The 24,886-nt window shown below is 56.1% G+C and carries 20 protein-coding genes and 1 tRNA gene; 11 read left to right on the forward strand and 10 right to left on the reverse strand.

The annotated features are described in order from the left end of the window. Positions 1-2: 2 nt before the first annotated feature. From L9H78_RS00155 to L9H78_RS00180, 6 genes are read right to left on the reverse strand one after another with little or no spacing between them, the layout of a single operon-like run. On the reverse strand, positions 3-1,826 hold the full coding sequence (locus L9H78_RS00155) for a serine/threonine-protein kinase (protein ID WP_249620081.1): 1,824 nt from the start codon (positions 1,824-1,826) through the stop codon (positions 3-5). Positions 1,827-1,829: 3 nt separating this feature from the next. After that, complete coding sequence (locus L9H78_RS00160) at positions 1,830-3,257, reverse strand: penicillin-binding transpeptidase domain-containing protein (protein ID WP_249620082.1); 1,428 nt, start codon at positions 3,255-3,257, stop codon at positions 1,830-1,832. Then, the gene (locus tag L9H78_RS00165) at positions 3,254-4,762 is read right to left on the reverse strand and encodes an FtsW/RodA/SpoVE family cell cycle protein (RefSeq protein WP_249620083.1); all 1,509 of its coding nucleotides are present in this window, start codon (positions 4,760-4,762) and stop codon (positions 3,254-3,256) included. Before L9H78_RS00165 ends, L9H78_RS00160 begins: the two co-directional genes overlap by 4 nt. Then, positions 4,763-6,343, reverse strand: coding sequence for a PP2C family protein-serine/threonine phosphatase (locus L9H78_RS00170; protein ID WP_249620084.1), 1,581 nt, complete (start codon positions 6,341-6,343; stop codon positions 4,763-4,765). Continuing rightward, positions 6,344-6,811, reverse strand: a complete 468-nt coding sequence (locus tag L9H78_RS00175; protein ID WP_249620085.1) for an FHA domain-containing protein FhaB/FipA — start codon at positions 6,809-6,811, stop codon at positions 6,344-6,346. Between the two features lie 29 nt (positions 6,812-6,840). Beyond that, positions 6,841-7,746 (reverse strand): FHA domain-containing protein, encoded by a 906-nt coding sequence (locus L9H78_RS00180; RefSeq protein WP_249620086.1) that lies wholly within the window; start codon positions 7,744-7,746, stop codon positions 6,841-6,843. A gap of 305 nt (positions 7,747-8,051) precedes the next feature. Here L9H78_RS00180 and L9H78_RS00185 point away from each other — a divergent pair. The 4 genes from L9H78_RS00185 to L9H78_RS00200 all read left to right on the forward strand — a co-directional run bounded on the left by L9H78_RS00185 (position 8,052) and on the right by L9H78_RS00200 (position 11,196). Further along, positions 8,052-8,136: transfer RNA gene (locus L9H78_RS00185), tRNA-Leu, on the forward strand. A 234-nt stretch (positions 8,137-8,370) separates the two neighbouring features. Beyond that, positions 8,371-9,054, forward strand: coding sequence for a biliverdin-producing heme oxygenase (locus L9H78_RS00190; protein WP_249617998.1), 684 nt, complete (start codon positions 8,371-8,373; stop codon positions 9,052-9,054). A gap of 1 nt (position 9,055) precedes the next feature. After that, positions 9,056-10,147 (forward strand): heme/hemin ABC transporter substrate-binding protein, encoded by a 1,092-nt coding sequence (locus L9H78_RS00195; protein ID WP_249620087.1) that lies wholly within the window; start codon positions 9,056-9,058, stop codon positions 10,145-10,147. Positions 10,148-10,149: 2 nt separating this feature from the next. Beyond that, a complete protein-coding gene (locus tag L9H78_RS00200) occupies positions 10,150-11,196 on the forward strand; it encodes a FecCD family ABC transporter permease (protein ID WP_249620088.1) in 1,047 nt (348 codons plus the stop codon). Positions 11,197-11,203: 7 nt separating this feature from the next. Here L9H78_RS00200 and L9H78_RS00205 read toward each other — a convergent pair whose 3' ends face one another. Both L9H78_RS00205 and L9H78_RS00210 read right to left on the reverse strand, forming a co-directional pair. After that, on the reverse strand, positions 11,204-12,544 hold the full coding sequence (locus tag L9H78_RS00205) for a M20/M25/M40 family metallo-hydrolase (RefSeq protein ID WP_249620089.1): 1,341 nt from the start codon (positions 12,542-12,544) through the stop codon (positions 11,204-11,206). A 36-nt stretch (positions 12,545-12,580) separates the two neighbouring features. Then, positions 12,581-13,360: a PaaI family thioesterase gene (locus tag L9H78_RS00210; RefSeq protein ID WP_249620090.1), complete on the reverse strand. Its 780-nt coding sequence runs from the start codon at positions 13,358-13,360 to the stop codon at positions 12,581-12,583. A gap of 120 nt (positions 13,361-13,480) precedes the next feature. Between L9H78_RS00210 and bioB the strand changes: the two genes are divergently transcribed. From bioB to L9H78_RS00225, 3 genes are all read left to right on the forward strand, one after another. Beyond that, positions 13,481-14,461 (forward strand): biotin synthase BioB, encoded by a 981-nt coding sequence (bioB, locus tag L9H78_RS00215; protein WP_023018607.1) that lies wholly within the window; start codon positions 13,481-13,483, stop codon positions 14,459-14,461. A gap of 87 nt (positions 14,462-14,548) precedes the next feature. Beyond that, positions 14,549-14,797: a biotin synthase auxiliary protein BsaP gene (gene bsaP, locus L9H78_RS00220; protein ID WP_369707187.1), complete on the forward strand. Its 249-nt coding sequence runs from the start codon at positions 14,549-14,551 to the stop codon at positions 14,795-14,797. 87 nt (positions 14,798-14,884) lie between these two features. Further along, entirely contained in the window at positions 14,885-15,850 is a 966-nt protein-coding gene (locus L9H78_RS00225; protein WP_430622737.1) for a Sir2 family NAD-dependent protein deacetylase, read from the forward strand. On the opposite strand, the gene L9H78_RS00230 is transcribed toward L9H78_RS00225, so the two are convergent. After that, positions 15,847-17,079 (reverse strand): esterase/lipase family protein, encoded by a 1,233-nt coding sequence (locus L9H78_RS00230; protein ID WP_249620091.1) that lies wholly within the window; start codon positions 17,077-17,079, stop codon positions 15,847-15,849. The genes L9H78_RS00225 and L9H78_RS00230 overlap by 4 nt on opposite strands. Positions 17,080-17,772: 693 nt before the next feature. Here L9H78_RS00230 and nrdI point away from each other — a divergent pair. From nrdI to L9H78_RS00250, 4 genes are all read left to right on the forward strand, one after another. Then, positions 17,773-18,231 carry a class Ib ribonucleoside-diphosphate reductase assembly flavoprotein NrdI gene (gene nrdI, locus L9H78_RS00235; RefSeq protein ID WP_249620092.1) on the forward strand — a complete coding sequence of 153 codons (459 nt, stop codon included), beginning with the start codon at positions 17,773-17,775 and terminating at the stop codon, positions 18,229-18,231. 3 nt (positions 18,232-18,234) lie between these two features. Next, entirely contained in the window at positions 18,235-19,239 is a 1,005-nt protein-coding gene (gene nrdF, locus L9H78_RS00240) for a class 1b ribonucleoside-diphosphate reductase subunit beta (protein ID WP_249618004.1), read from the forward strand. 195 nt (positions 19,240-19,434) lie between these two features. Continuing rightward, positions 19,435-21,693, forward strand: a complete 2,259-nt coding sequence (locus tag L9H78_RS00245; protein WP_249620093.1) for an HtaA domain-containing protein — start codon at positions 19,435-19,437, stop codon at positions 21,691-21,693. A 257-nt stretch (positions 21,694-21,950) separates the two neighbouring features. Further along, on the forward strand, positions 21,951-23,441 hold the full coding sequence (locus L9H78_RS00250) for a hypothetical protein (protein WP_249620094.1): 1,491 nt from the start codon (positions 21,951-21,953) through the stop codon (positions 23,439-23,441). Between the two features lie 219 nt (positions 23,442-23,660). On the opposite strand, the gene L9H78_RS00255 is transcribed toward L9H78_RS00250, so the two are convergent. Then, complete coding sequence (locus L9H78_RS00255) at positions 23,661-24,881, reverse strand: HtaA domain-containing protein (RefSeq protein ID WP_249620095.1); 1,221 nt, start codon at positions 24,879-24,881, stop codon at positions 23,661-23,663. Positions 24,882-24,886: the final 5 nt, after the last annotated feature.

Here is a 24,886-nt window from a genome sequence, read left to right on the forward strand (position 1 = left end):
TGTTATTCCGTCTCCTGCTCAGCCGCGCCCAGTGGGCGGGATCCACCAGATTGCTGGTTGCCAGCTGCGGTGCCGACGTTGCCAGCGTTCCCAGTATTGCCAGCGTTGCCTGGGTTCCTGTTTCCAGACTGGCCCTGGTTAGCACCGTGCCCGACACCGTGGCCAGACTGACCGGACTGCCCAGACTGGGACTGACCGGACTGGCCAGAATTGGACTGGCCCGAGTGTCCCGACTGTCCGGTTTGTCCGCCGCGTTGGCCGATACCAGAGGTGGCGTCGGTAACGTCTTCATTGGCATCATTTCCAGCGTCGCCGCCGGTTTGTCCGCCTTGCTGGCCTTGGCCACCGGGCTGCTGATTCGGCGCCTGTGGTGCGTTGCCGCCGTTACTAGTGCCAGCGCCATTGCCGGAACCGCCAGCACTGCCGGAACCTTGCCCGGCACCCGTACCACCAGAACCACCAGCGCCGCCGGAACCACCCGAACCCTGGCCGCCACCAGAACTACCAGAACCACCCTGGTTTGCCGGGGGATTAACCCATTCAGTCACGATGACTGGATCGGTCTCACTCGGCTGCGTTGATGATGCTGGGCTGCGGTCCAAGATGCCGTCGAGAGCGTTGCTGTAGGTTGCCATGAACCACAGGGCAAGAGCGGCAATACCAGCGATCACGACGGCAACGAACATGCCACAGCCAAAACCAGCTCCGGCACTCGAATTTTTCTTTTGGTGCACGGGCTGTATTGCCGGAGCCACTGCGGCTTGGCCAGCACCGGTATAAGGGTGTCCCACGGCAGGTTGTTGCACCTGCGCTACGTGGCCAGCTGGAGCAGGCACAGGCTGCGGGGTACGCGGCCGCGCAGTTGATGGGCTGGCGGTGCGCGCGTTCGTTACCTGGCTCAGTTGTTGCGTCGAAGCCGAAGGGGCCGGTTCTTGCGCGACCGTCGCCAAGGCAGCTGATTTTGGTGCCGGTGGGCGTTGCCCCAAGCGCACCTTGGATGCGGCTACCGCGAATTCGTTGCCGTCAGCAAAACGCGTATAGGCATCTTTGCGCAGCGCAATACCAATCAATTCGCGCGCCGGGGCACTGACTTGCGTCGACAAGGCTTCTGGTGCTTGGTTGATGTGCGCCAGTGCTACCGAAACGGAAGAATCTCCGTGGAATGGGCGCTTTCCGGCTAACATCTCGTACCCCACAACACCCAGGGAATACACATCCGATGCTGGGGTCACGGAATGGCCTTGCGCCTGTTCGGGGGAAACATACTGCGCGGTGCCCACCACCATGCCGGTGCGGGTCAGCGGGACGGCTTCCGCTGCTTTGGCGATACCAAAATCGGCGATCTTCACCCGACCGTTTTGTGTAATGAGTAGGTTGCCCGGTTTGATATCGCGGTGCACCAAACCCATGCGGTGGATAATGGACAAGCCGTGTGCGGCTTGTTCCAGCACGTCGAGCGCGAGTGATTCATCCAGGTTGCCTTCGCGTTGCAGGAGATCGGCTAGCGATTCACCGCGAACATATTCCATGACGATGAAGCAGAACGTGTGGCCATTATCTTCTGTGACTTCGCCATAGTCGTAGGTGGCGACCACATTGTCGGATTCGATGGAACGCGCGGCATCGGCCTCGTTGCGGAAGCGATCCAAAAACTCGTTGTTGTCGGAAAACTCTGGGCGCAGAATCTTGATCGCCACTTCGCGGTCGTTCGCGTGGTCGTCGGCAAGCCACACCGTGGACATGCCGCCGTGGCCTATGACCCATTGCAGCTCATAGGCATCGCCAACCAGAGTCTGAATGCTTTCGCGGTTGTTCACATCAGCCATAAATTATTGCCCCCTGCCAAAGTCGAGCAGAGCCCGGCCCAGCGGTGCGGCAACAGAGCCACCGGTAGCACCTTCGCCTTGGCCGCCACCGTTCTTGACGACGACAGCCACCGCCAAGTCTGCATCCGGCAGGTATGCCACGTACCAGGTGTGTGGGGCGGAGCCTTCTGCGTGTTCTGCGGTACCCGTCTTGGATGCCACATCGGGAGCGGAGGCGCCGGCGGTGTGTTGCTCCGAAGCCAGCATCATTTGTTCGATGGTTGCTGCGGTTTCTTCCGGGATCGCGCGGTTTAGTGAGTGCGGTTTCGTCGTAGTGATATCACGCAGGTTGGAACTGGTGATCTTGTCGACGACGTAAGGCTTCATCCGCTCACCGTTGTTCGCGATGGTTGCTGCCATCACGGCTGCCTGTAATGCGGACATGGTGACATCGCGCTGACCAATCGAGGACTGTCCTAGCGCAGCCGGGTCTGGTAGGTCGCCGAGTGCACCCGGTGAGGTGGGAATTCCGAGATCGTAGTTTTCGCCCACGCCGAAGGCTTGCGCGGTGTTGCGCAGTGCTTCGTCGCCGATGTCGATACCCATTTCAACGAAGGCTGTGTTGCAGGAGTACTGGAATGCAGTCAGCAAACTCACCGCATCCGAACCGGCACACGCTTGACCGGCGTAGTTCGTCAGCTCTGTGGTTGTATTCGGCAATGTGATCGACGGTGCGCCGGTCAGCGTAGATTCGGGCCCGTAGCCAGCTTCGATGCCTGCGGCGGTGGTGATGATCTTGAAGATGGAACCCGGTGGCAGGGTTTCTTGGGTGGCGTGGTTCAACAGCGGGTTTCCGTCCGTGCTGGTCAATTCTGCCCAGGAATTTTCTGCGCCGTCACCGAGTAACGCGTTTTGGTCGAAGCTTGGGGTGGAAGCCATGGCTTTTACCGCGCCTGTCGACGGCTGAATAGCGACGGAGGCACCTTGGTAGCCCAGTTCGGCCAGCTGCTGGTAGGCGAATTGCTGCATTTCTGGGTTGATGGTCAACTCCAGGTTGGCGCCGTTTGGTTGTTTGCCGGTGATCACATCGCGCCAATTGGTGCTCAGCAAAGAAGGGTCAGTGCCGTTGAGGATCTCATTGTGGGACTGTTCCAACTGCGAAGCGCCGAATTGATCCGACAGATAGCCGACGATATTGCTAAATGCCGGTGGGTTGGTTGGATAGTTACGGGAGTAAGTTTCATCTGCGTTCGGCAACGACTCGGCCAAGACTTGCCCGCCGGCAGAGATTTGGCCGCGTGCGATGGTTTGGGAGTCGTAGAAGCCACGCTGGTTCGCTGGGTGGTTGGCGTACTTGTCTTCCTGGAAGGCCTGCACGATGGTCAGGTTAACCAGCAGGATGATTGTCAGAATGATCGCAAATACGGCGACTAGGCGAATGGAACGGTTCATCGTTTCGCCTCCTGTGAACGCTGGGAATTCTGGGCACGCTGTGAACTCTGCCAACGGCGTGGACGTTGTGAATTCTGTGGATGTTGTGGCTGTGCAGAATATTGAGCGTATTGAACTTGCTGCATATCGAAGACGCCGGTGTGCTCCATACCAGGCGCTGCACTTGCTGCTGGTTGTGCGTGTCCGCCGTCGGTGTTTGCATTATTTCCGGAGGCTTCGTCTGCTGGACGACGCGCAGAATTAGAGATGCGCAGCAGCAGTGCCAACAGCACGTAGTTAGCCATCAGGGAAGAGCCACCTGCAGACATGAATGGGGTAGTCAGCCCCGTCATCGGTAACAGGGCAGTGATGCCACCGACGACAACAAAGATTTGGATAGCCATCGTCAGCGAAAGCCCAGCGGCCAGCAATTTACCGTAGGAGTCACGGACCTTCAGGGAAGTGTTAAACCCGCGCGAGACGAGCAAGGCAAACAGGATAAGTACGCCAGTGAGACCGATTAGGCCGAGTTCTTCACCAATGGCGGCGAGGATGAAGTCTGTCCATACAACGGGAATGATATCCGGGTGTCCTTCACCCAACCCGGTACCGGTGACTCCACCCCAGGACATGCCGAACAAGGACTGGGAGAGCTGGAATCCGGTGCCGTCGACGTCGTCCAGCGGGTTTCGGAATGCAGAAAAACGGGCCTGGATCTTTGCCGAAAGGGAGTACACAAAAGCACCGCCCAGGGCGGTGAGGCCCAAACCAATGATCAGCCAAGACCAGCGGCCGGTAGCCATGAACAACATGCCCAACACGGTGCTGAACAACAGGAGAACTGGGCCGAAATCGTTGGAAACTGCCATGATCAATATCGCGATGGCCCAGACCAGCAAGATTGGGGCGAGGTCGCGTAGACGCGGGAAGGAGATGCCCAAGAAACGGTAACCCGCGACGGTAAACAGGGCCCGTTTTTGCACCAAAAGCTGCGCGAAAAACATCAGCAGCAAAATTTTGGAGAATTCGCCTGGTTGCAGGGTGAAGCTACCGATCTGAATCCAGATGCGGGCATCCGCGTTGATCGAGGTGGGCCATACCAAAGGCAGTGCCAGCAGAACCAAACCTAGTGCCCCCAGCAAATAGGAATAGCGGGTGAGCACTTTGTGGTCGCGCACGATGATCAGCACGGCAATCAGCAGCGCTACGCCGATAACTGACCACATGACCTGCCGGTTTGCCAAGCCCAGGTCTTTGGCGGTGTCGATGCGATAAACCATAATCAGACCCAGACCATTGAGCAGGCTGACCACCGGCAACATGATCTGATCTGCGTAGGGCGCCCAGATCGTGAGTGCGATGTGTGCGACGGTAAACACGCCGATGAATGCTCCCACCAGATACAGGAACGTCACCGACAGCGTTGATCCTTGGGACAGCTCAAAGCTCGCGAGGGTCGCGGCGAAGGCAATCGCTGCCACGATGAGCAAACCCAGTTCTGTGCTACGAATGAAAATCCGGGACATTTAGGACACCTCCCTGCAGTTCACGCCGGGGGTGGACAGGCCACCGTCATCGGCAGATTCCGCATTTGCGGCGTCTTTGTCTTTGTTCGCGCCGGTGTTGCCGTCGTTGTTCTTGCCGTCGTTGTTGCTGTTGCCGTCGTTGTTCTTGCCGTTGTTGTCGGTCTCGGCACGGTTTACGCATACAGGCAAAGCTTTATCGGATAGACGTTGTAGCTGGTCGGTGACCTCCGAATAGGAACCTGAATCCAGGTGCGTGATGGATCCACGCACGGAACCTGGCAGGTCAGTCAGCGAAAATGGGTGGCAATCATTGCTGGGTTTCTCGCCCAGGTCGGTCGTGCGAACCTCATCATCTTTGGTGAGACACACCCGCTGGTATGGCTCGTGCAGGTCCTTACCGAACAGCGAATAATCCACCCCACGTTCGATGATTAGCTCATCGGAATCATTTGTGGCGATGTAATACTTGTCCTGCGAAGCTGCATACACCCACCAGCCGCCGCCGATCAGGCCGCCGAGCAAGACGAGCACGACAATGGCCAACGTCCAATTGCGCCCGCGTTTGCTGGCATTATCGTGTGCGTTGTTCTCAGCGGCCCCAGCGCTACCGCCAGCCCAAGCTCCGAAACCAGCTCCAGCCCCATTCCCAGGTCCAGAACCGTTACCTGCGTTGCCGCCAGTGCCATGGTCGTGCGCACCGGCGGCCTGCGCCTTCGGCTCCACCACCTGTGGGCGGCGGTTCAACGCTGCTGCGCGCCCGGCCGCGGTATTCGGGTGGGCGCGTTCTGCTTCGGGTAAAGCCAAAGCGCCGGCGCTCACTGGAGCCGCCGGAATGGTGGTGGATTCGTCGTCACCAGCTAAAACATCAGCTACTACGACGGTGACATTGTCTGGGCCACCAGAACGCAGCGCCAGGTCAATCAGTTTGCTGGCAGCCTGTTCCGGGGTGCCCTCTTTGAGGGTTTGTTCGATGGTATCGGCAGTGACGGGATCGGAAAGCCCATCCGAACACAACAGAAGACGGTCACCAGGTTGGGCGTCGATCATGCGCAGTGTCGGATCTACCGGGCGGCCGGTATAAGCCTTCAGGATCAACGATTTTTGCGGGTGTGTGGATACATCTTCAGGTTTCAAACTGCCGGAATCCACTAGCGACTGCACGTAAGTGTCGTCGATAGTGATTTGTTCCAGCTTGCCCCCACGCAGGCGGTAGCCGCGTGAATCGCCCACATGGCACATGCCAAACGTGGTGCCATTGAACATCAGGGCGGTGCACGTGGTGCCCATGCCCTGAGTTTCGGGCCGCTGGCGCACGGTATCGGCGATGGCGGTATTGGCATCGTCGGCAGCCGTGCCCAGCAAGGCCAGCATGTCGTTTTCGCCGGGGTCGCGGTCCAAGCGCTGCATCGTGGTGACCAGCAGCTGGGAAGCAACCTCACCGGCGGCGTGGCCACCCATGCCGTCGGCAAGCACCAAAAGATTCCGGCCGGCGAAGGCGGAATCTTCGTTGTTAGTACGAACAAGACCGCGGTCCGAGGCCGCGGTGTAGTTAAGTTTCAGTGAATTCTGCGATGGAGACATCTATGGCACCAGCCTCAATAGTGAACGCCCCAGTTTAATATCAGTTCCCACGGCGATGCGTTCTGGCTGGTCAATACGGGCGCCAGAGACAAAGGTGCCGTTTCGGGAGTCCAAATCCTCGATGAACCATTCGCTGCCACGACGGAAGAGCCGGGCATGACGCGAAGAAGCGTAATCATCACCGACGACGAAATCACAATCTGGTGCCCGGCCGACGGTGAATTCTTCCAGGGAAGAGATCTGCATGTGCGAGCCACGCAGTGGGCCATCGACTACCGTGATTTGGGCGGCTGGCTTGCGCGAACGTGGAACCGGTGCCGCGAAACCAGCGTTGCTTGCGGTTTTCGGGGCGGTGCCTGCCGAAGCAAACTTGGCGTCGCGGCGCATGGCGTTAAGCGCCACCAGAATGAATAGCCACAACAGCACTAACAGGCCGATGCGTAGCCCAAACACGAGGACTGAATCCATGGTGGCCCTTCCTTCGCTAGGAGTCGAGGTTAAGAATTGGGGTAAGTAATGCGGACTTCAATATGAGAGTGTCCCACAGTGATGACGTCTCCGTCAGCTAGAAGCCAATTTTCGATTGGTGTGTCATTCACAGTTGTGCCATTGGTCGACTGTAGATCCACCAGGATTGCGTCGTGGCCATCCCAGCTAATTTCTGCGTGCTGACGTGACACGCCAGTATCTGGAATGCGCAGGTCGGCATCATTGCTGCGGCCGATGATATTGGAGCCTTCTTCCACCAAGTAGCTGCGCGAAGAACCATCCTGCAGCAACAAAGAAACGCGGGTGGTTTCTTCTTCTGGCTGCCGATCCTGCTGTGCCCGGTTTTGCTTGTCGACGTCTTCACTACGGAACATCGTTGTCGTGGCGTCGTGGCCGGCTGGTTGTCCTGCTCCGGCGGAATACGGGGAACTAGTCATGGCAGGGGATTCCTCCTGTTGGCTGCTGGTTTGTTCGCCAGCGCCGTCGTTTTCGGGATTATCGTCATGGGTGATGATGGCGTCGAAGCCGGAATGCTCCACCGGCTGCGCATCAGAGAAAGATGAGACCCGAAGTTGACCTGTGCGTAAGCCGGATTCTTCGGCGATGCGCACGATCACGGGGCCAAAGGTTTCCATTCCTTCGTTACGTAGGAAACGCGCCAGTTGGTCGGCCAGACTGATGGGTAGCTGCCGATCCCGTGAGAGATTCTCCAGGTCCTTTGATGAGACACCCACTGTATACACATTGGGGACAAAGCCGCGGGCGGTGGCGGAAAGGTTGTCTTGTGCTTCTTGTTTGAGAAGCTCTTCAATCTCTGCCGGGACGACTTTGCCACCGAAGATCAGGGCAATGCCGTTATCGAGGCCGCGCTGCATGGCGCTGTCGAGCTTGGCAAACCGTGACATAAGTGCCATTGCGCGAGCCCTCCTTTCTGAATCTAGCTACTGGGCCTGGACGTTTTCTCCCAGTCAATCTTGCGGTTGTGCGTGATTGTTGGAAGATATCTGAAAACCAAGTGTGTCCCAGTATAAAGTGTTCTAGGTCAAAAACCGTAAGTCAGTACGGTGTGGTCGGTGGTTTTTTCGGAATTTTGCTTTTCAGAAAAACCGCTCATGAACAGCTAATTTGCTAATTAATGCAAATATCGTGTTATCTTCATTAAGTCGCCAAATCAAGCACTGTGCATCTAGTACTAAGTGTTTGGTCTCATGGACACCCAGCCCGGGTGGCGGAATTGGCAGACGCGCTGGCTTCAGGTGCCAGTGTCCTTATAGGACGTGCGGGTTCAAGTCCCGCCCCGGGCACGATTTCATCCCAGATTATCGAGTTGCACAATGCACGCGATGGTCTGGGTTTTTGCGTTGCGGGGTTAAACCGGGGTTATCCGGCTGGTCATACTTTTGGTCGAAATCTTGCAATTAGGAGTGCAAATCCTTGTCTAGGCCGTGCGGGCGTGGTTAGGATAGGGCTATCTTAATAAGGTGAGACTCAGACCGCGACGGGCTGGTCGGGGTCTGATGAGAAAGGGACACACCACAATGACTACTACAACCACTGCGCTTTTTGAGCACACCGAACAGCAGCCACTGTCCAAGCAGCTGCGTGAGCACACGATGGCAGCCCATGAAGATGCAGAAACCTCTGACTTCATGGACCGCCTATTGAAAGGCAAACTTAGCCGCGAGGCAGTTGCTGAATACCATGCGCAAATGTGGTTTATTTACGACGCTCTTGAGCACGCGGTCCGCACCGTCGCTTCTAGCCCAATTGGTGCCTGCTATGCCGATCCACGTCTGGAGCGCCGTATGGCATTGGATTCCGATTTGGTCAGCATGGTGGGCCCGCACTGGGGTGAGCAGGTTCGCGTGATGCCGGCTACCGCCGCCTACGTAGAGCGCATCGAAAAGATGGATCTGCCTGGCAACGAAGTCCGCGTTCTGGCGCACCATTATGTGCGTTATTTGGGCGATGTCTCTGGTGGCCAGGTTATTTCGCGTATGCTGCAGCGCCACTATGGCATGGGGGAGCAGGAGCTTAGCTTCTACGATTTCTCTGCCGTCGGTAAGATCAAGCCTTATCGCGATGCTTACCGTGCCACCTTGGATTCTTTGCAGTTGACGGACCAACAGCGTGCAGATCTTTTGGAAGAAGCGGTCGCCGCATTCCGCTGTAACTTTGAATTGTTTGCGGCGCTGTCGCGTCGCTTCCCAGCAGAAAGCTAATATGCCCTGGATAAAGCCCCAAAAACGAGGTTGGATCTTAGCCCCCACCTGCACTGTTTTATTAGCAGTGACTGGGTTGGGGGTTTCGGCATGTGCATCGTGGGATGAGCCTTCGGCGCATCAGAACTTGAAAAAAGACGTCGTTGAGCATGGTGCTGATACCGATCCGCGCGACTTCCGGGGCGGAAATATTGTCTCTGACCTGGAAGAAGTGGTTCCCGTAACCAACTCACCTGAACCGCAGCTTCCTGTGAGCCTGACTGATGCGGACGGTCACGATGTGGTCGTGGAGGATGTATCCCGCATTTTGGCGATAGACTTTTATGGCACGTTCACCAAAACTGTGCGTGGTTTGGGGTTGGCAGATAATCTCGTTGGCCGGACTGTGGCTTCGCAAGAAGAATCGCTGCAGGATTTGCCGGTGGTTACCCATGGTGCGCACGCGTTGAACGCCGAGGCAATCTTGGAGTTGCGCCCGAGCGTCCTGGTGATTAATCACTCCATTGGCCCCAGTGAGGTGATTGATCAGGTGCGGGAAGCCGGGGTTACCACTGTGGTGGTAGAAGATGACCACAGTTTGGAAAAAATGGGTGCGCAGATCCGAAGGCTGGGCGAAGTCTTGGGACTTGCCGACGAAGGTGTCGCGCTCGCCCAGCGCAGTGAGGAAGAACTGGCGGATGCGAAAGCCGCTATCGCGCAGATCGCCCTGGATGAGCCGTTGCGCATCGCCTTTTTATATGCCCGTGGCGCTAATGGCGTGTTTTATATTTTGGGGCGTGACTCCGGTACCGATGATTTGATCGAAGGAATCGGTGGCATCGATGTGGCTACGGCGAATGATATTGGTGCACCGTCGCCAGCCAGCCCAGAGGCACTCGCGGAATTAAACCCGGAGGTCTACATCATGATGTCCGGCAGCCTTGAGTCTGTCGGCGACATTGAGGGACTGCTGGAACGGCCCGGCGTGGCGCAAACTATCGCGGGACAAAAACAACGTGTGATTGCGCTTCCCGACGGGCAAGCGTTAGCTTTTGGCCCACAATCGGGCCAGTTGCTCTTGGAGGCCGCGCGAGCGATCTATCATAACGAATAGTTATGGACAGACAACGCACCCAACAGGTTCTCCGCGCCCGAAATCGTAACCGGGTGCTGTTGTTCATTGTGCTCGTTTTCGCCTTGGTTTCCGGAACCATTGCCTCATTGGTGATCGGGCAGTACACAATCCCTATCGGCGAACTGCCAAGAATCCTGGCTGTTGGCCCGCTAGGGGTGAGTGCCATGGACGAGTCTGTGATTTGGCAGATCCGGTTGCCGCGCCTGGTACTTGGGCTTTTGGTGGGCGCTGCGCTCGGTGTCGGTGGCGCGTTGATGCAGGCGGTGTTCGCCAACCCCTTGGCAGAACCGTCCGTTATCGGTGTAACAGCAGGAGCTGGGGTGGGGGCTTCGCTCGCGATTGTGCTGGGCATTAGCTGGTTTGGGGCTACGACGGTTCCGGTATTCGCATTCTTGAGCGGGCTGTTAACCACGTGGCTGGTGTATCAACTTGCGCGTTTTGGCGGGCGAATCCGGGTGATCAACCTGGTTTTAGTTGGGATTGCGGTCAACGCGGTCGCAGGCGCTCTCATTTCATTTTTTATATTCATTGCCCCGACCAGTTCCCGCGAGCAGGTGGTGTTTTGGCAAATGGGTTCGCTCTCCGGTGCCAAGTGGGCGCATATTTCTGTGGTGGCGGTGCTGGTTGGTGCGGGTATTGCGTTTGCGCTGCTTCTCGTCGGCAAGCTGGATGTGCTGGCGCTGGGCGATCGTGCGGCTGGTCACGTGGGTATTGATGTTGCGCGGTTGCGGGTGCTGGCGTTGCTCTTAGCCACGCTTCTGACGGCGGGGGCGGTGTCGTATGCCGGCCTGATTGGTTTTGTGGGGTTGGTGGTTCCACATATCATTCGCACGGTGGCTGGCCCGTCGAATGTGGTGTTACTGCCAGCTTCCGCCCTCGGTGGAGCAGCGCTGATTGTGCTGGCAGATACCGCCGCGCGCAGCATCATTGATTTTGCCGACCTGCCGATTGGTATTTTCACCGCGCTGGTAGGCGGGCCAACATTTTTCATTCTGTTGCGCGCGATGATGCGCCGGGGCGCGGTATAACGCCGCGCTAAGCAGTACGCGATGCTCCGACGAATTTCGTGACCAGCGACGAATAAGCACGCACGGTCAGTTCTAAGTCCTCCACAGCCAAGCATTCGTCGTGCGAATGCAGCTGCCGGTTTGCCTCAAACATCGTGCGTTCGCGCGCGTGCAGCGCAAAGCCATAACCGACCCCGCCCAACCGGCGGGCAAAACGCAGGTCAGAGCCTCCGGTGGCTAATACCGGAATGACGGGAACACCTGGGAAGAACTCGCCGATGGTCTGCACAATGGCCTCCCACAGCGGGCCCTCGGCTGGTGATTCCGAGGCCGGTTCGACGATCAAGTGCTCGATGGTGACGTCGTCGGCCAGATCGCCCAAACCTTCGCGGAGAAGCTCGTCGATATCGTCTTGGGTTTGCCCAGGAAGTGGGCGAATATCCATCTCTAGGTAAGCATCGGAAGGCAGCACATTGATGGCACCGCCTGCGCGCAGCACCGTCTGCGAAATAGTGGTGTGGGAAAACGCGTGTGCATAACCAGCAAGGTCGCCGAAAGCTTCGTAGGCTTCTGCTGAAGCGCCTGTGAGCAGTGCTTTCTCGGTAGCCTCATCGAAGCGGAACGCGCGCACGAACCCTTGCCAGGTCTCACTATCTAGCATTGGCGGGTTGATGTTGGCGATGCGGCGCGCCACCTCAGCAATCTTGACGACGGCAAAATCCTTGCCATAGGGCGTGGACCCATGCCCGGCATCACCACTGATGCGCACGCGTCGCTGGCCGGCACCTTTTTCACCAACGTTGATGACAATGGCATCCGAGCCATCACGCACCGGCAGGTGCGAACCGCCGGTTTCTGACAAGCAGTTTCTCCAGGAAAAAGCCTCAGGCTGGTGTTCGGAAATCCACTTGGCACCGAAACCACCGCGGGCTTCTTCGTCGGCAAGCGCCACGAAAGTCAAGGTTCCGGCAGGTTGCCCGCGCCGGGCGATGTCACGGGTGACGGCGGCCATGGTTGCGGTAATAAACAACATGTCCATCGCGCCACGGCCATAAATAAAACCGTCGATGACTTCACCGGCAAACGGTTGGGTGGTCCATTTTGGCTCGTCGACAGGCACGACATCTATGTGGCCGAGCAAGGTCAGCGGTTCGGCGTTCGGATCGGAGCCTTCCACTGTGACCGCGAGAGAAGTTCGCGTGGGGTGCGGCTCAAATTTCTCGGTGCGGATGCCGGGGGTATCGGCGAAAAACCTCTCGAGGGTGGCAACGTTGCGTTCCTCAGCGCCAGAATCAGCGGTGAGGTCATTGACGCAGCCGTTGCGGATGAGCTCCTGCAGCAGGGTGAAGGTGTCGTCGTAAAGGCTCATAGGCACCAGGGTAGTGCAGCGGCATGGGAGATGCTGCTAGTTCAGGTACTCGCCGGGAACGCCAAATTTGTGCAGCTGTGCGTCGTCCCAGCCAGCTTCTTCTTTGGCTTTTGCACAGACGTGGCGTAGCTGTTCAGCCTGGCTCGGCATACGACGCATGCTGCTGAGCAGCGTGGTGAGTGTTTCCGGGGTTTCGCTAAAGGCGGCCCAAGCGATCGCGGTGGCCATGTGCTCCAGGATGTATCCGCGGGGTTTGCTGGCGTGCTTCGGCCGTGCGGTGCGTTTACCTCCGCCGCGTGGGCGGGCGTGCAATTCTTGGTGGCTAATGGAGGCAACTTCGCCATCCGGGTTTTTCAGCATGCAGCTATACGGCACGTTGCAGTAGCCGTCTTCTTCGATGGTGTGCAGGACCCATTCGACGAGCTCGTCGGAAAGCTCCACTTCAATATTGACGCCGTTGCGGCCAGGTTTGAGGTATTGGAAGGAAGCCGAACGGGTCCAGACCTCGAATCCAGAGCCTAAACGGCGCTGTAACAAGGTGCCGATCATGACATCGGCCATGGAAAATAATGTGCCGCCGAAGGCGACGCCGTGCATGTTGACGTTTTTCCAGGTGCGATTCCAGACAATTTTTGCATAAGAGGCGTCGGCGGTTATTTCTGTGATGCGGATGCCGGAAGCACGCAGGGGTGGCCAGAGGTTTAATATGCGGCGCAGGCTGTCCGGGCTCGACATCATGCGTTTTACTAATCGTTTCTGTAACGAAAATGGTTTTGTGGTGCGGTTTTGTGGGCTGATGATATTTTTTAATTTCACAGTTTTCTAGCTTACGCAAGTTGTCCTGGAGTTGTTCTAGGACACAATTGGGGGTGGATTCAATGGCTGGGTTGGCGTGTTAATTGAACGGTGTTTAAGTGCTGTGATTAGGATAACGGCATGAGCATTGTTGATATCGCCCGGGAAAAAGCACTGGAACAAGGCATTGGCCTGACCCAAGACGAACTCCTGCAGGTGTTGCAGGTTGATGATGAAACTCTGAAAGAAATCGCCGATGTCGCCCACCAAACCCGCCTGAAATGGTGCGGGCCTGATGTGGAAGTCGAAGGCATTATCTCGCTGAAAACCGGTGGTTGCCCAGAAGACTGCCACTTCTGCTCTCAGTCAGGTTTGTTTGAATCCCCCGTGCGTGCGGTACTGCTGAATATTAACGAGCTCATCGAAGCAGCCAAGCGCAACCAAAAGGTCGGTGCCACAGAATTCTGCATCGTTGCAGCCGTAAAGGGCCCGGATGAAAACCTCGTGCGTCAGGTGGAGCGCGCCATTCCGCGCATTAAAGAAGAAGTCGATATCGAAATCTCTTGCTCGCTAGGCACCGTCACCCGTGAGCAAGTGGAGCGCTTCAAGGCCGCCGGCGCGACTCGCTATAACCACAACCTGGAAACCGCACGTTCCCACTTCCCGAACGTCGTCACCACCCACACGTGGGAAGAGCGCCGCGAAACCCTGCAAAACGTGCGCGACGCTGGGCTAGAGGTCTGCTCAGGCGGCATCATCGGCATGGGCGAAAGCCTGGAACAGCGTGCCGAATTCGCCGCGCAGCTGGCCGAAATCGAACCACGCGAAGTTCCCATGAACTTCCTGGACCCACGCCCAGGCACCCCATTTGCGGATTATCCACTGGTTCCGCTCGGCGAAGCCCTGCGCGCTGTCGCCATGTTCCGCCTGGCCATGCCACGCACCGTCATTCGCTTCGCCGGTGGCCGTGAGTTGTCTCTGGGCACCGAAGGCTTCGAAAAGGGCCTGCTCGGCGGCATCAATGCGATCATCGCCGGTAACTACTTGACGACGCTCGGCGAGCGCATCGAAACCGACCTGGAAACCCTGAACCGCATTGACCTACCAATCAAGGCGCTGTAGGCCGAAAATAGAGTTGTAGGCACAAACACCATGGCACGAGCAAAAGACCCCGCGCTGCAGACGAAAAACTCCCCGCTCGCGGTGGCAATGTGCAGCGACGACGAGCCAGTCTTCCACCCGAATACTGGCACGGAGATTGCTAGCGGCGAGGAAATCCGACTCAGCCCTTCCCAGCAAGCAGGCTACGATGCTCCCCGGTTCTGCCAGTTGTGCGGACGGCGGATGAAAGTCCAGATCCGCCCCGACGGCTGGCACGCGGAATGCTCCCGGCACGGGCTGGTCGATTCCGAATGGATCTTCGAAGCCCAACTACGCCGCAGGTTGGGCGCTGGTTAACGGCGGCTGATCTCAGCCCTAGATGAATTAGCCGTTAATTATGTGCAGGTGCTCCAGCCCCCAGCACTAGCCCCTAGACTGGCGGGCGTGAGTTCACTATCGCAGGATTTCTGCCCGCAACCAGCCTTCGTTTCCGAAGCCATCAACCGCGCCCACCGGGGCGCGGTCCGCTCCATGCAGCGGGTGGTGGAAGAAACCGGCACCCCACACCCCTACCCGGACGTCGTCGACAAGATCGTCGACCAGCTTCACCTAGGCCCAGCCATGGTGCTGACCGGGGCAGGAGTGTCTACTGATTCTGGGATCCCGGATTATCGCGGGCCCAAAGGCAAGATGAACACGCACCGGCCGATGACTTACCAGGAATTTTGCCACGATCCGGCCGCTTCGCACCGTTATTGGGCGCGCAGTTTCATTGGCTGGCGGCAGCTGGACCGGGCCGTACCCAACCGCACGCATTATGCGTTGGTGGAACTCGAGCGCGCCGGGTTTGTCCGCGGCGTGCTGACGCAAAACGTCGACGGGCTGCATGCGGAAGCGGGGCAGCGCAACGTGGTCGCGCTGCATGGGAATTTGGATACGGTTTCGTGTTTAGATTGCGGGTTGCGTGAGCACCGCGACGGGTTGGATGCGCGCTTGGAAGCGGCGAATCCGGGATATTTGGAAACGTTGTTATCGCAGGTCACGCAGGTGAACCCGGATGGTGATGTGGATTTGCCGCAGGCGGCGATCCAGCAGTTTCAGATGGTGGGGTGCCTGCGGTGTGGCTCGGCGCGTTTGAAGCCGGATGTGGTGTATTTCGGTGAGGCTGTACCGGAGGCTCGCAAGCAGCAGGCGCGGGCGATGGCGGCGGAATCGGCGTCGTTGCTTGTGGTGGGGTCGTCGTTGGCGGTGATGAGCGGTTACCGGTTTGTGTTGGACATGCTGGCTTCGGGCCGCCCGGTGGGGGTGATCAATGGCGGGCCGGGCCGGGCTGATGCCCGCGTGGATGTGCTATGGCGCACACAGGTGGGCCCGGCGTTTGATGATTTGTTGGATGCGCTTGGGCTTTAGACTCCGTGCTCTAGGCTTCGGGTTTTAGGCTCCGTGTTTTGGGTTTTGTGCTTTAGGTTTGCCTCGCTGGCGCCCTTTTTCAGCCCAGTGCGGATGATTGCGCGCACATGTTTGTTCATGGGCAGGTCCTGGTGTTGCACATTCGCGCGCGGGATGATGTCTTGCACCCAGACGTTGCGTACTTGGTGTGCTGGACCGTTGAGAAAGCAGGTTTCTGGCGGCTGGACGACGGTGTCTTGCCGGCTGGCGATGCAGGTGTAGTCGACGCCGTCTTCTAGCTCGCCGCTGCCGTGTGTGCTGCTGGCGCCGTCGTCGGTGTTTCTGGCGCCGTCGTCGTTGAAGACCGCAAAGATCTCCGATCCGGTGATCTGCTGAAACCCGACTGGCCCGAACCAGCGGTGGATCAACGAGTGCATGATGTTTTCCGTCAAATTGTTGGTGACGAGCGGGCTTAAGATTCCGCCCATGGTGGTGCCGTGGTTCGGCGCACCAAGACTGACCAGGTGTTTGACGTAGCGGGCTTGGCCACTGGTGCGCATCCAGTAGCGGGCCAGCAGCCCTCCTTGGGAATGTCCGATGAGGATGACTTGTTCGGCTCCGGTGATGGTGCGTACCGCCTCGATATAGGCTCCGAGCTGCACCGCGGATTCTTCCATGGCGGCGGTGCCGCGCTTGCCGTAGTCCGGGGCGAACACACACCAGCCGTCGGCACGCAGTTCGGTGCCGAGTTCTTGCCAGACACCTTTCGTATCGACGGTGCCGTGGATCAGGATGACCGGCCATGGTTTGTTTGCGCTGGGTCGGGCGGACCAGTCGTCTTCGAAGACGCCGCGTGGCTTGAAGCGCGCGCCGAGCGGCAGGTGGCGGGAGCTATCGAAGTTGTAATCGGATTTTTCTGCGGTTTGCGAGCCGTCCTCTGGTTCTGGAGCGTTTTCTGATTCTTGGTCGGTGGCGGCGTGATGGTGGGCGTGTTTGCCGCGCAGGTTCAGTGATTCTGCGATTTCGGCAACGACGCTTTCCGGGATTGTGCTGGTGCTGACTTCCGTGGCGTGATGCGCTAGTGGTTCGGGGAGTTTGGAGGCGGGCACGCTGAACGATGGCGAGGTTAGTTCCGTCCACTGTTGGCTAAGGTGCCTGCGCAGCGAGTTTTTCAGCCGGGTGAGTGAGTTGCTGACGGATTCGGTGAACGATTCCGTGCTCTGTTTCGTGCCGTGTTTCCTGTCTGCCATGGCGAATGTCCAACTTCCTCGGATCGAAGATGAGCCCCATTGTAGAGCGTAGGTTGTTTTGTTCGGGATGCGTTCCGGAAGATTGGAAACAGTAGACGCGATGTTGCGGCCCGCTGAACAGGAACGATGTGCTGGTATCAATCTTTTGTACAGGGTCGATGAATAAAAAGAATGAAAGATTTACTACTAGGGTTGACAACCCTAACTTCTGCGCCTAAAGTGAGGGTTACCTCAAGGGGTGATGGAGGAGCAAGCTCCGGCTCAACCATCTAAAATAATCAGTCATGGGAATAGGAACAACCGTCGGCGAGAGTCGGCGGTTGTTTCTTTTTTGTCGTATAACCCATCCTCGGGGTATGCGAGGGGTGTGCGACAAAGTGGGGCTAAGTAGCAAAAAGTAGGGATATACGGGTTAAACGACAAAAAGTGCGCCTGGTTGGGGCGTCGACCGGCGTATTGTGCCTTTTTTGCAAATAGTGGACGAAAAAGGCCACTTTTAACAGGCCTATTTGCAAAAAAGGCACAAGATTCAGGTAAATAGCAGCGTTAAGTAGCACGACCAGTGATTGCCGAACCTCCAAGATAGCCAAGCCTGGGCTTTTGTGGCACGCGCCAGCAGTCTGTAATACTTCTTTCGTAACCCAAAAGCCTAGTAAGCAAATCCTTATATGTCTACTTCGAGGAGGTTTTCTTGTGGCTTCCACAGCGAAAGTGCCACTAACTTTCGCCGAACTCGCCCCGGAGGAATCGCCAGACCTGGTGTATTTCTCCAGTGTTTCTGAAAACACGCACCGGTTCGTTCAAAAACTAGGCCGTCCTGCAGTGCGCATCCCCGTGCACCCACGAAAAGAGGGCATGATCCGGGTTTCCCGCCCGTTTGTCCTGGTCACTCCGACCTATGGCGGCGGCGATCGTCGTCGTGCCGTACCCAGGCAGGTTATTGCGTTTCTTAACGACGAAACCAACCGTGGTTTCATCCGCGGCGTCATTACGTCGGGAAACACCAATTTCGGCTCCGATTTTTGTATTGCCGGAGCAATCATCTCATCTAAATGCCAGGTTCCCGAGCTCTACCACTATGAGCTGTTGGGCACTGACCGTGACGCTGCAGTCGTGCGTGAAGGCCTGGATAAATTCTGGAAGGAGCAGTAATTAATGACCATCTATGACTATTCCGCCACCCCAACGGCGTTTCGCGACGACTCTGTGGTGCGTCTGCGCCCGGTGAATTGGAACCGGATGCACGATGAGAAGGACTTGGAGGTGTGGAACCGTCTGACCTCCAATTTTTGGCTGCCGGAAAAGGTGCCGCTGTCCAATGATCATTCTGATTGGCGCAATCTCAGCGAGCTTGAGCGCGAGCTGACAATGAAGGTGTTCACCGGTTTGACCATGCTGGATACCGTGCAAGCGTCGGTCGGTGAGGTGAGCCAGATTCAGGATGCGCGTACCGAACACGAAGAAGCTGTCTACACCAATATTGCTTTCATGCAGGCGGTGCATGCGAAGTCTTATTCTTCTGTGTTTTCGACACTCTCGAGCACCACAGAAATCGATGCGGCCTATAAGTGGGCCGTCGATAACGACGTGTTGCAGGCCCGGTCGAAAGCCGTGCTCAAGCACTACTACGGCGATAGTACTCTCAAGCGCAAGGCGGCTGCCACGCTGCTGTCGTCGTTTTCTCTGTATGCCGGGTTCTACCTGCCGCTGTATTTCGCAGCCCGCGGCAAGCTGACCAATACTGCTGATATGGTTCGGCTCATTTTGCGCGATAAGGCGGTGCACGGCTACTACTCGGGCTATAAATTCCAGCGTGGTTTAGAAACCTACGACGAGGTAACGCAGACGGAAATCAAAGATTTCGTCTATATGCTTCTCGACGAACTCTATGAACTCGAGCTGAGCTATTCGGAGGAGCTTTACCGTCCTTTGGGTCTTTACGACGACGTCGTGAAGTTTATTTGCTACAACGCGAATAAGGCGCTGATGAATCTGGGGTTGCCGCAACGTTTCAGTGATGAAGAATCTACTGTGAAACCGGAAATTCTGGCTGCGCTTACTCCGGGTTCGGATGAAAACCATGATTTCTTTTCTGGTTCTGGGTCTTCGTATGTCATTGGTAAGGCCGAAGAAACCGAAGACGACGACTGGGATTTCTAATAACTTCCTGAAAGCTGAATTCGTTTTGATAAGTGCCTGTTACTCGCCTTGAGTAGCAACTACACCCTCAGGTGTCCCTATTTGTGGGGGTGCCTGGGGGTATTCTTTATAGTTAACCCTTACTTAATTTTCAGCTCTAGGTTAACCTTTCCTCGATTATTTAAGTGCAAGCTATTGTATTTCGAGGAGATGATTGTGGCAGCTAAAAAATCCCGCCGGATTAGCTCGGTGGGTATCGCGCTGGGACTGTTCAGTCTGGTACCTGCTTTAACCCCAATTGCCGGGGCGCAGACAGTGCAACCGCCAGTTGGTGCCGAACAAGCACAGAATGTTGCTACCGAAAACGGCGCTACTGAAAACGTGGTCCCGGAAAGCGGTAAAGGTAGCTTGAACTGGGCATTGCGCGATTCGTTCCTGCGCTATTCCTTGGGCGCAACCAACGTTGGTGACGGTGCCACCAAGATCTATTCCAACGGCACCACGACGCCATCGTCGGAAAGCGACACCGTTGAGCAGTACTACAAGTTCAACTTGAAAAACGCGGGCTTCGACGATGCTACAAAGATCACTCGGGCGGAATTTGAAGGCAGCATCGAATACTTCAAGTACTGCGAAGGTAAGCCAGCGCAGCGTGGCAACTGCTCGTTGGAGCTGACGATCAAAGATCCCACCATCGTGTTGAGCCCAGAAGGCTCCTACGTGGAAGCAGATGTGCGTTCTAAGCAGTATCCAAGCGGCGAAATCTTCGAAAAAGAGGACGCTAAAATTGCGAATGCTTGGACTAAGACCGCCAAGTTCGAAGAAAAAGATGGCAAGGTCTCTTGGGAAGGCATCAACACCTCGCTGACTGAAGATGGCGTGCGCACGTTCTCGAACTTCTATGACTTGGGTGGCCCGCTGGCTCCACTGAGCTTCGAATATGAGGGTAAGGGTGCCCGTCCGGGTAATGACTCGGCATCACTGACCATTGGTGGCAAGTTTGTTTCTGCACAAGAAGCTAACGAAGACACCATGATTGGGCTGCAAGATTATGTGGTGCTTGCGACGCGGAAAGGTGCCAACCACTCAGTGCTGGAGCTCATTGATCCTGCAACGATGCAGTCGTTGGGAGAATTGCAACGACCTCTTCCATATAATGAAGCTCAGCTTTATACCGAGGGAGCTGGCAATCGGATTTACTGGGTCGAAGGGCAGACCCTGAAGGCTGCAACCGCGTCTGCAGAGGGCTGGTCTGATCCGATGATCGTTGCTGAAAGCATAGGTGTCGAGCCTGCCGGTATTGCTTACGATGCTGCCAATGATCGCGTAGGAATTATTGCACGCGGCACAAACGATAATGACTCGACGCTGACCTGGGTCACGGCTTCTGGTGAAAAAACAACTGCGACGCTAACTGCGCCACAGGACGTCGTAAAGGCACATGATGAAGAGCTTTTCCTTTACGGTAAGGGGTTTAACCGGGATCTTTATGGTGAAATCGGGAATATTGCACTTCCTACCCAGATGAGTGTGATGCCGGATGGCAATATACTCTATTTGCCTGCCAGTGCAGTGAATTTGGAAAGTGGAAGCTATCGTGTGCCACCGCTGCTGATTCACCCGGACGGTACGGCGAACCTTGTCGACGGTGGTACCGAGCTAGGAACGCCGAGAAATGGCGCGAATTACGCCACCGAGATGGCGACTGATGGCAATAACGTAGCTTTTTATAGCCAAGACCACCACAATTCTGGGATGCAGTTCTTCCGGTATGAAGATGGCGTGTTAAAACCGCAGTCTGAGCGTGGTGTGGTTGGTGACCTGAAGAAAGTGTCTGAGGTTGCGTTCGTGGGTGACAAAGCGCTGGTTACTAATGAGGCAACTTCGCAGTTGAGCTGGGTTAATCCAGAAACCCGGGAAATCATTGAGAATATCTCACTGCCGAACCAAAAAGATACCGCGAAAAAGCACCGCAACTTGTTGCAGTGGAAAGATAAGGTATTCGCTTATTCCATCGAGACGAACAACGAGACCTATCTTGAAAACGCCGTCATCCTGCGTCTGGATTCCACTGATCCACAGGTCGGTGACCACACTGAACAGGTAGAGCCACCAGCGCCTACAGAGCCGGAAAAGCCGGAAACCCCAGAAAATCCACAAAAGCCAGGAGCTGAAGCGGAAGGACAAGCCGGGGCTGACGAGAAGAAACCAGCTGAGCCGAGCAAGCCTTCTGAGGAAGCCAAACCAGCAGGCGAGCAGGCCACGGAAGCTAAGCCTGGTGAAGATTCCGCTGCAGAATCCACCACCGAGCCTGAACAGAAAGAAAAGCCTGCTGATTCCAAAAAGGGCAAGGACGGCAAGAAGTCGCAGTCTATTTGGGAGCGTATTTCTGGATTGTTCTCGAATGGTCTTGAGAAGATCACCAAGTTCTTCAACTGGCTATTCTCGCTGCCACGCGTTTGGTTTTCCTCTTAACGCATAAGTCAAATGTATGTGGCGCTTTGGGGGCGCTACAGGCTAGTTCTGCGCCACCTTTGAGTAGGTAGTAATTCTGGCCGGGGCGTCGAAAAGCATCGACGCCCTTTTTCTTTTTGCCACCCGACATTTTGTTAATAGGCAGCCTAAACAATAATGTGTGTCGGTTAGTATTGTTAGGCGTAGCTTAAAATACTATGATTACTTAGTGCGTTTAGCGCATTCCTCCATCAAAATCCTTTCAGAAAGGAACTACTTTGCGAGCCAATTCCCGGGCAGGACGGATCGTTCTTTCTGCCTTGACAACCTCATCCATCATGTTGGGTGCAGGCGCTGCTGCTACAGCCGCACCAGCTGAAACCCCAGATGCGGTAGCCCCACAGTCGACACAGCCAGCTTCCGTGCCGGACGTCAACCACGGATGTAAAGTTCCAGAAACACTGGACCAGCGGAAATCCAATGTGCAACTGGACGTCACCTACTCGCCAGAGCCAATTGACCCTACACAGGAAACAAAATTCCAATTCAAGGGCAAAGGCTACGATGCAAATACCGAACCCGCGTCACGGCACGGTGTGTACCTCATCATCATCGATAACGCGAAGTGGAAGCTGAACAAGTGCCTGGGCATCTCGGGCCAGGGCGATGGCTTGGTCGAGCGTTGGATTACCCGTGCAGAGATGAAAGACGGGGAATGGGAAAAAGAAATTGTAGTTCCGCCTGAAACCTTCCAACCGGGCAAGACATACACCGTCGGCGTTGCAGCCGCACACGGCCCAGTGTTGACTGAACGTTACTTTGACCGCGGCATCAATATTAAAATTCCGGATGCTCCGAAGATCGACAAAATTGCTGCACCTACGAACTTGAAGGCAACTGTCGATGAGAAGCGCAACGTGAAGCTGAATTGGGAGTTTGAGCACAATCTGCCGAATATGCGCTGGCGTGCAACCTTGCGATGCATCACCAGCTGTGACCGCATGTTGCGCGATACCCGCCAGCACGACGTGAACTCTGGTGTCGCCCGGGAATATACTTTCGCGGACTCTGACCCAGCCGTCTACGTGGCAGAAATTGAAGCCAACCGTCAGAGTGGTGGCAAATGGGAACCCCTCGGCAAGACTGTCTCGGAGCCATTCGCTGTCGGCGCAGGAATTAAAGTTCCGGAATACGTGACTGATGCAGAGGCTGCAAAGGCCAAGTTGGCGGAGCTGGAGGCAACCGCGGCTGAGACGCAGCAAAAATCTGCTGAGCTGGCAGCTCAGGTTGAAAGCCAGGCTGAGTTGATTGCAAAGCTGCAGAGCGAGTACGTCAAAGCCAAAGAATCTGGTGAAGCGCAGGAGTCTAAGGTTGCTGAAGTAACCGCTGAGCTGGAGAAAGAACAGGCCGCAAAGCAGGAGCTCGAGCAGAAGCTTGCCGACGCGGAGCAGGCAAAGCAGGCTGCGCAGACTGAGCTTGCAGCCACCAAACAAGAGGTGGAGAAGGTTTCGCAGAAGCTGGCTGAGGTAGAGAAATCGGTCGCAGAAGCCAATAAGAAGACGCAAACAGGTTCGAGTACTGGTGAGGCTGGCGTCCAGACTTCTTCTGCACAGCAGAATGACTCCGGCTCCAGCAATGGTGAGGGATCCTTCTTTGATACCGTCGCGAAGTATTTTGAAAACGGTGGATTCTTCGGTGCCTTGGGCGGAACCGTATTCAAGATCTTGCAACACATCTTCGGTTCACTGCGTTCTTTGCTGCAGTTCTAAAGTATGACTAAAGCACTGCAAGGTTGTTGTGAACTACTTGATGTCGTGATCTGCTAGTTAGACGGCAGCGTTGCTTATCCGGGGTCTGTATTCAGGCCCCGGATTTATCATTTTGTGCAAACATGCAAAAGGCGGGTAAACCCTGTTAAAGAGCTTACCCGCCGAATGTGTACCGTTCAGGATTGCTTATTTATGCTGAGCGAGGAGGTTTCAACAGTTTTAGATCTTGAATGGCAAGTTATTCATGAAGTGCTGAAACTGTGGGCCGAATACCTTGTGGAACAGGTTGCCGATCATCGTGGCCATGCCAGCGAAAGTTGCTAGACCAAGAGCAACGTTGAAGAACTGTTGTAGCTTGCTCAGGCCCTTGTTATCAGCAGGGTTGCTGCTGAAGTCTGCACCCAGCGAGGAACCAGGAGCCTCTGGCTTTGCTTCTTCTTTGCCTGGAGTGGTGTTCTCGCCAGGTTTCTTATCTGCAGGTGGTTGCTTCTTATCCTGCTGCTTGTCTCCAGGTTTTGCGCCTTCTTCCTGCTTATCGTTTGGTTGCTTCTCGCTCGGCTGTTTGTCGTTGGGCTTTTCTGGTTTTACAGGAGGCTGTGCAGGGTCTTGTGCAGGAGGGGTAGTGCCTTCCTGTGGCTGGTTCGCCTCGGGAGCGGTGTTGTCTTCAACCTTGTCCAAGCAGGTGTTTTTGACGTTCAGCTCAACATTAACGTCATCGATTGGGGCAGAGTTGTCGTAGGCTCCCATGAAGATGAGGTCGGCGCCCTCGTACTTCCCAGCATTAACGTCTGAGTTTGGATTCTGTACGTAGTGTAGATTTGAGCCAGACATGGTCAGATTGTTATCTGCGGGTTTCCAACCATCGGTAGTGCCGACTGCGAACTCAGCCTCGCCGGTGCGCAAATTTTCTTCAGTACGGTCTTCTTTGGTGTACTGCGTCATATCTTTGCCCGGTACGTAGTATCCGACGTAGCCAGTCCCTGCTTGTAGCTGGCCACCTTGGGTTTTAATGTACGGCGACTTCATTTGTGTGAACAAAGCACCGTGGTGACCCTCGAAGGTCAAAGTGGAATCTTTGGTCCGAATCTCGGAATTAGCAACGTTGCCAGCTTTGTCGAGCTCGATCTTGGAGGCTTGTGGGTCTACGTCAAAGTGGAACTGAAAACCTTTTTGGCGTTGAGCATTTTTGTCGGTAGTGTCCTGGGTGACCGCGCCTTCTAGTTTCCATTCACCCTTAGCGATCCGCCCGTTGATGTAGTTACGGAAGGATTCTTTAATGCCCCAGTGAATTTTGCCGTCGACGATTTCGACGCCTGGGTTCTGGCAGGTATTAGCGGCGTTACCCTGGGCATCCTGGGCATAGGCTGCTGGCGTCAGAGCACCGCCGATGACTGCCAAACCAACACAGAGGGAAGCTCCCAGGGAAAATTTATTCTTCATGTATT

This window comes from Corynebacterium pseudodiphtheriticum, assembly GCF_023509295.1.
In the GTDB taxonomy this organism is placed as follows: Bacteria; Actinomycetota; Actinomycetes; order Mycobacteriales; family Mycobacteriaceae; genus Corynebacterium; species Corynebacterium pseudodiphtheriticum.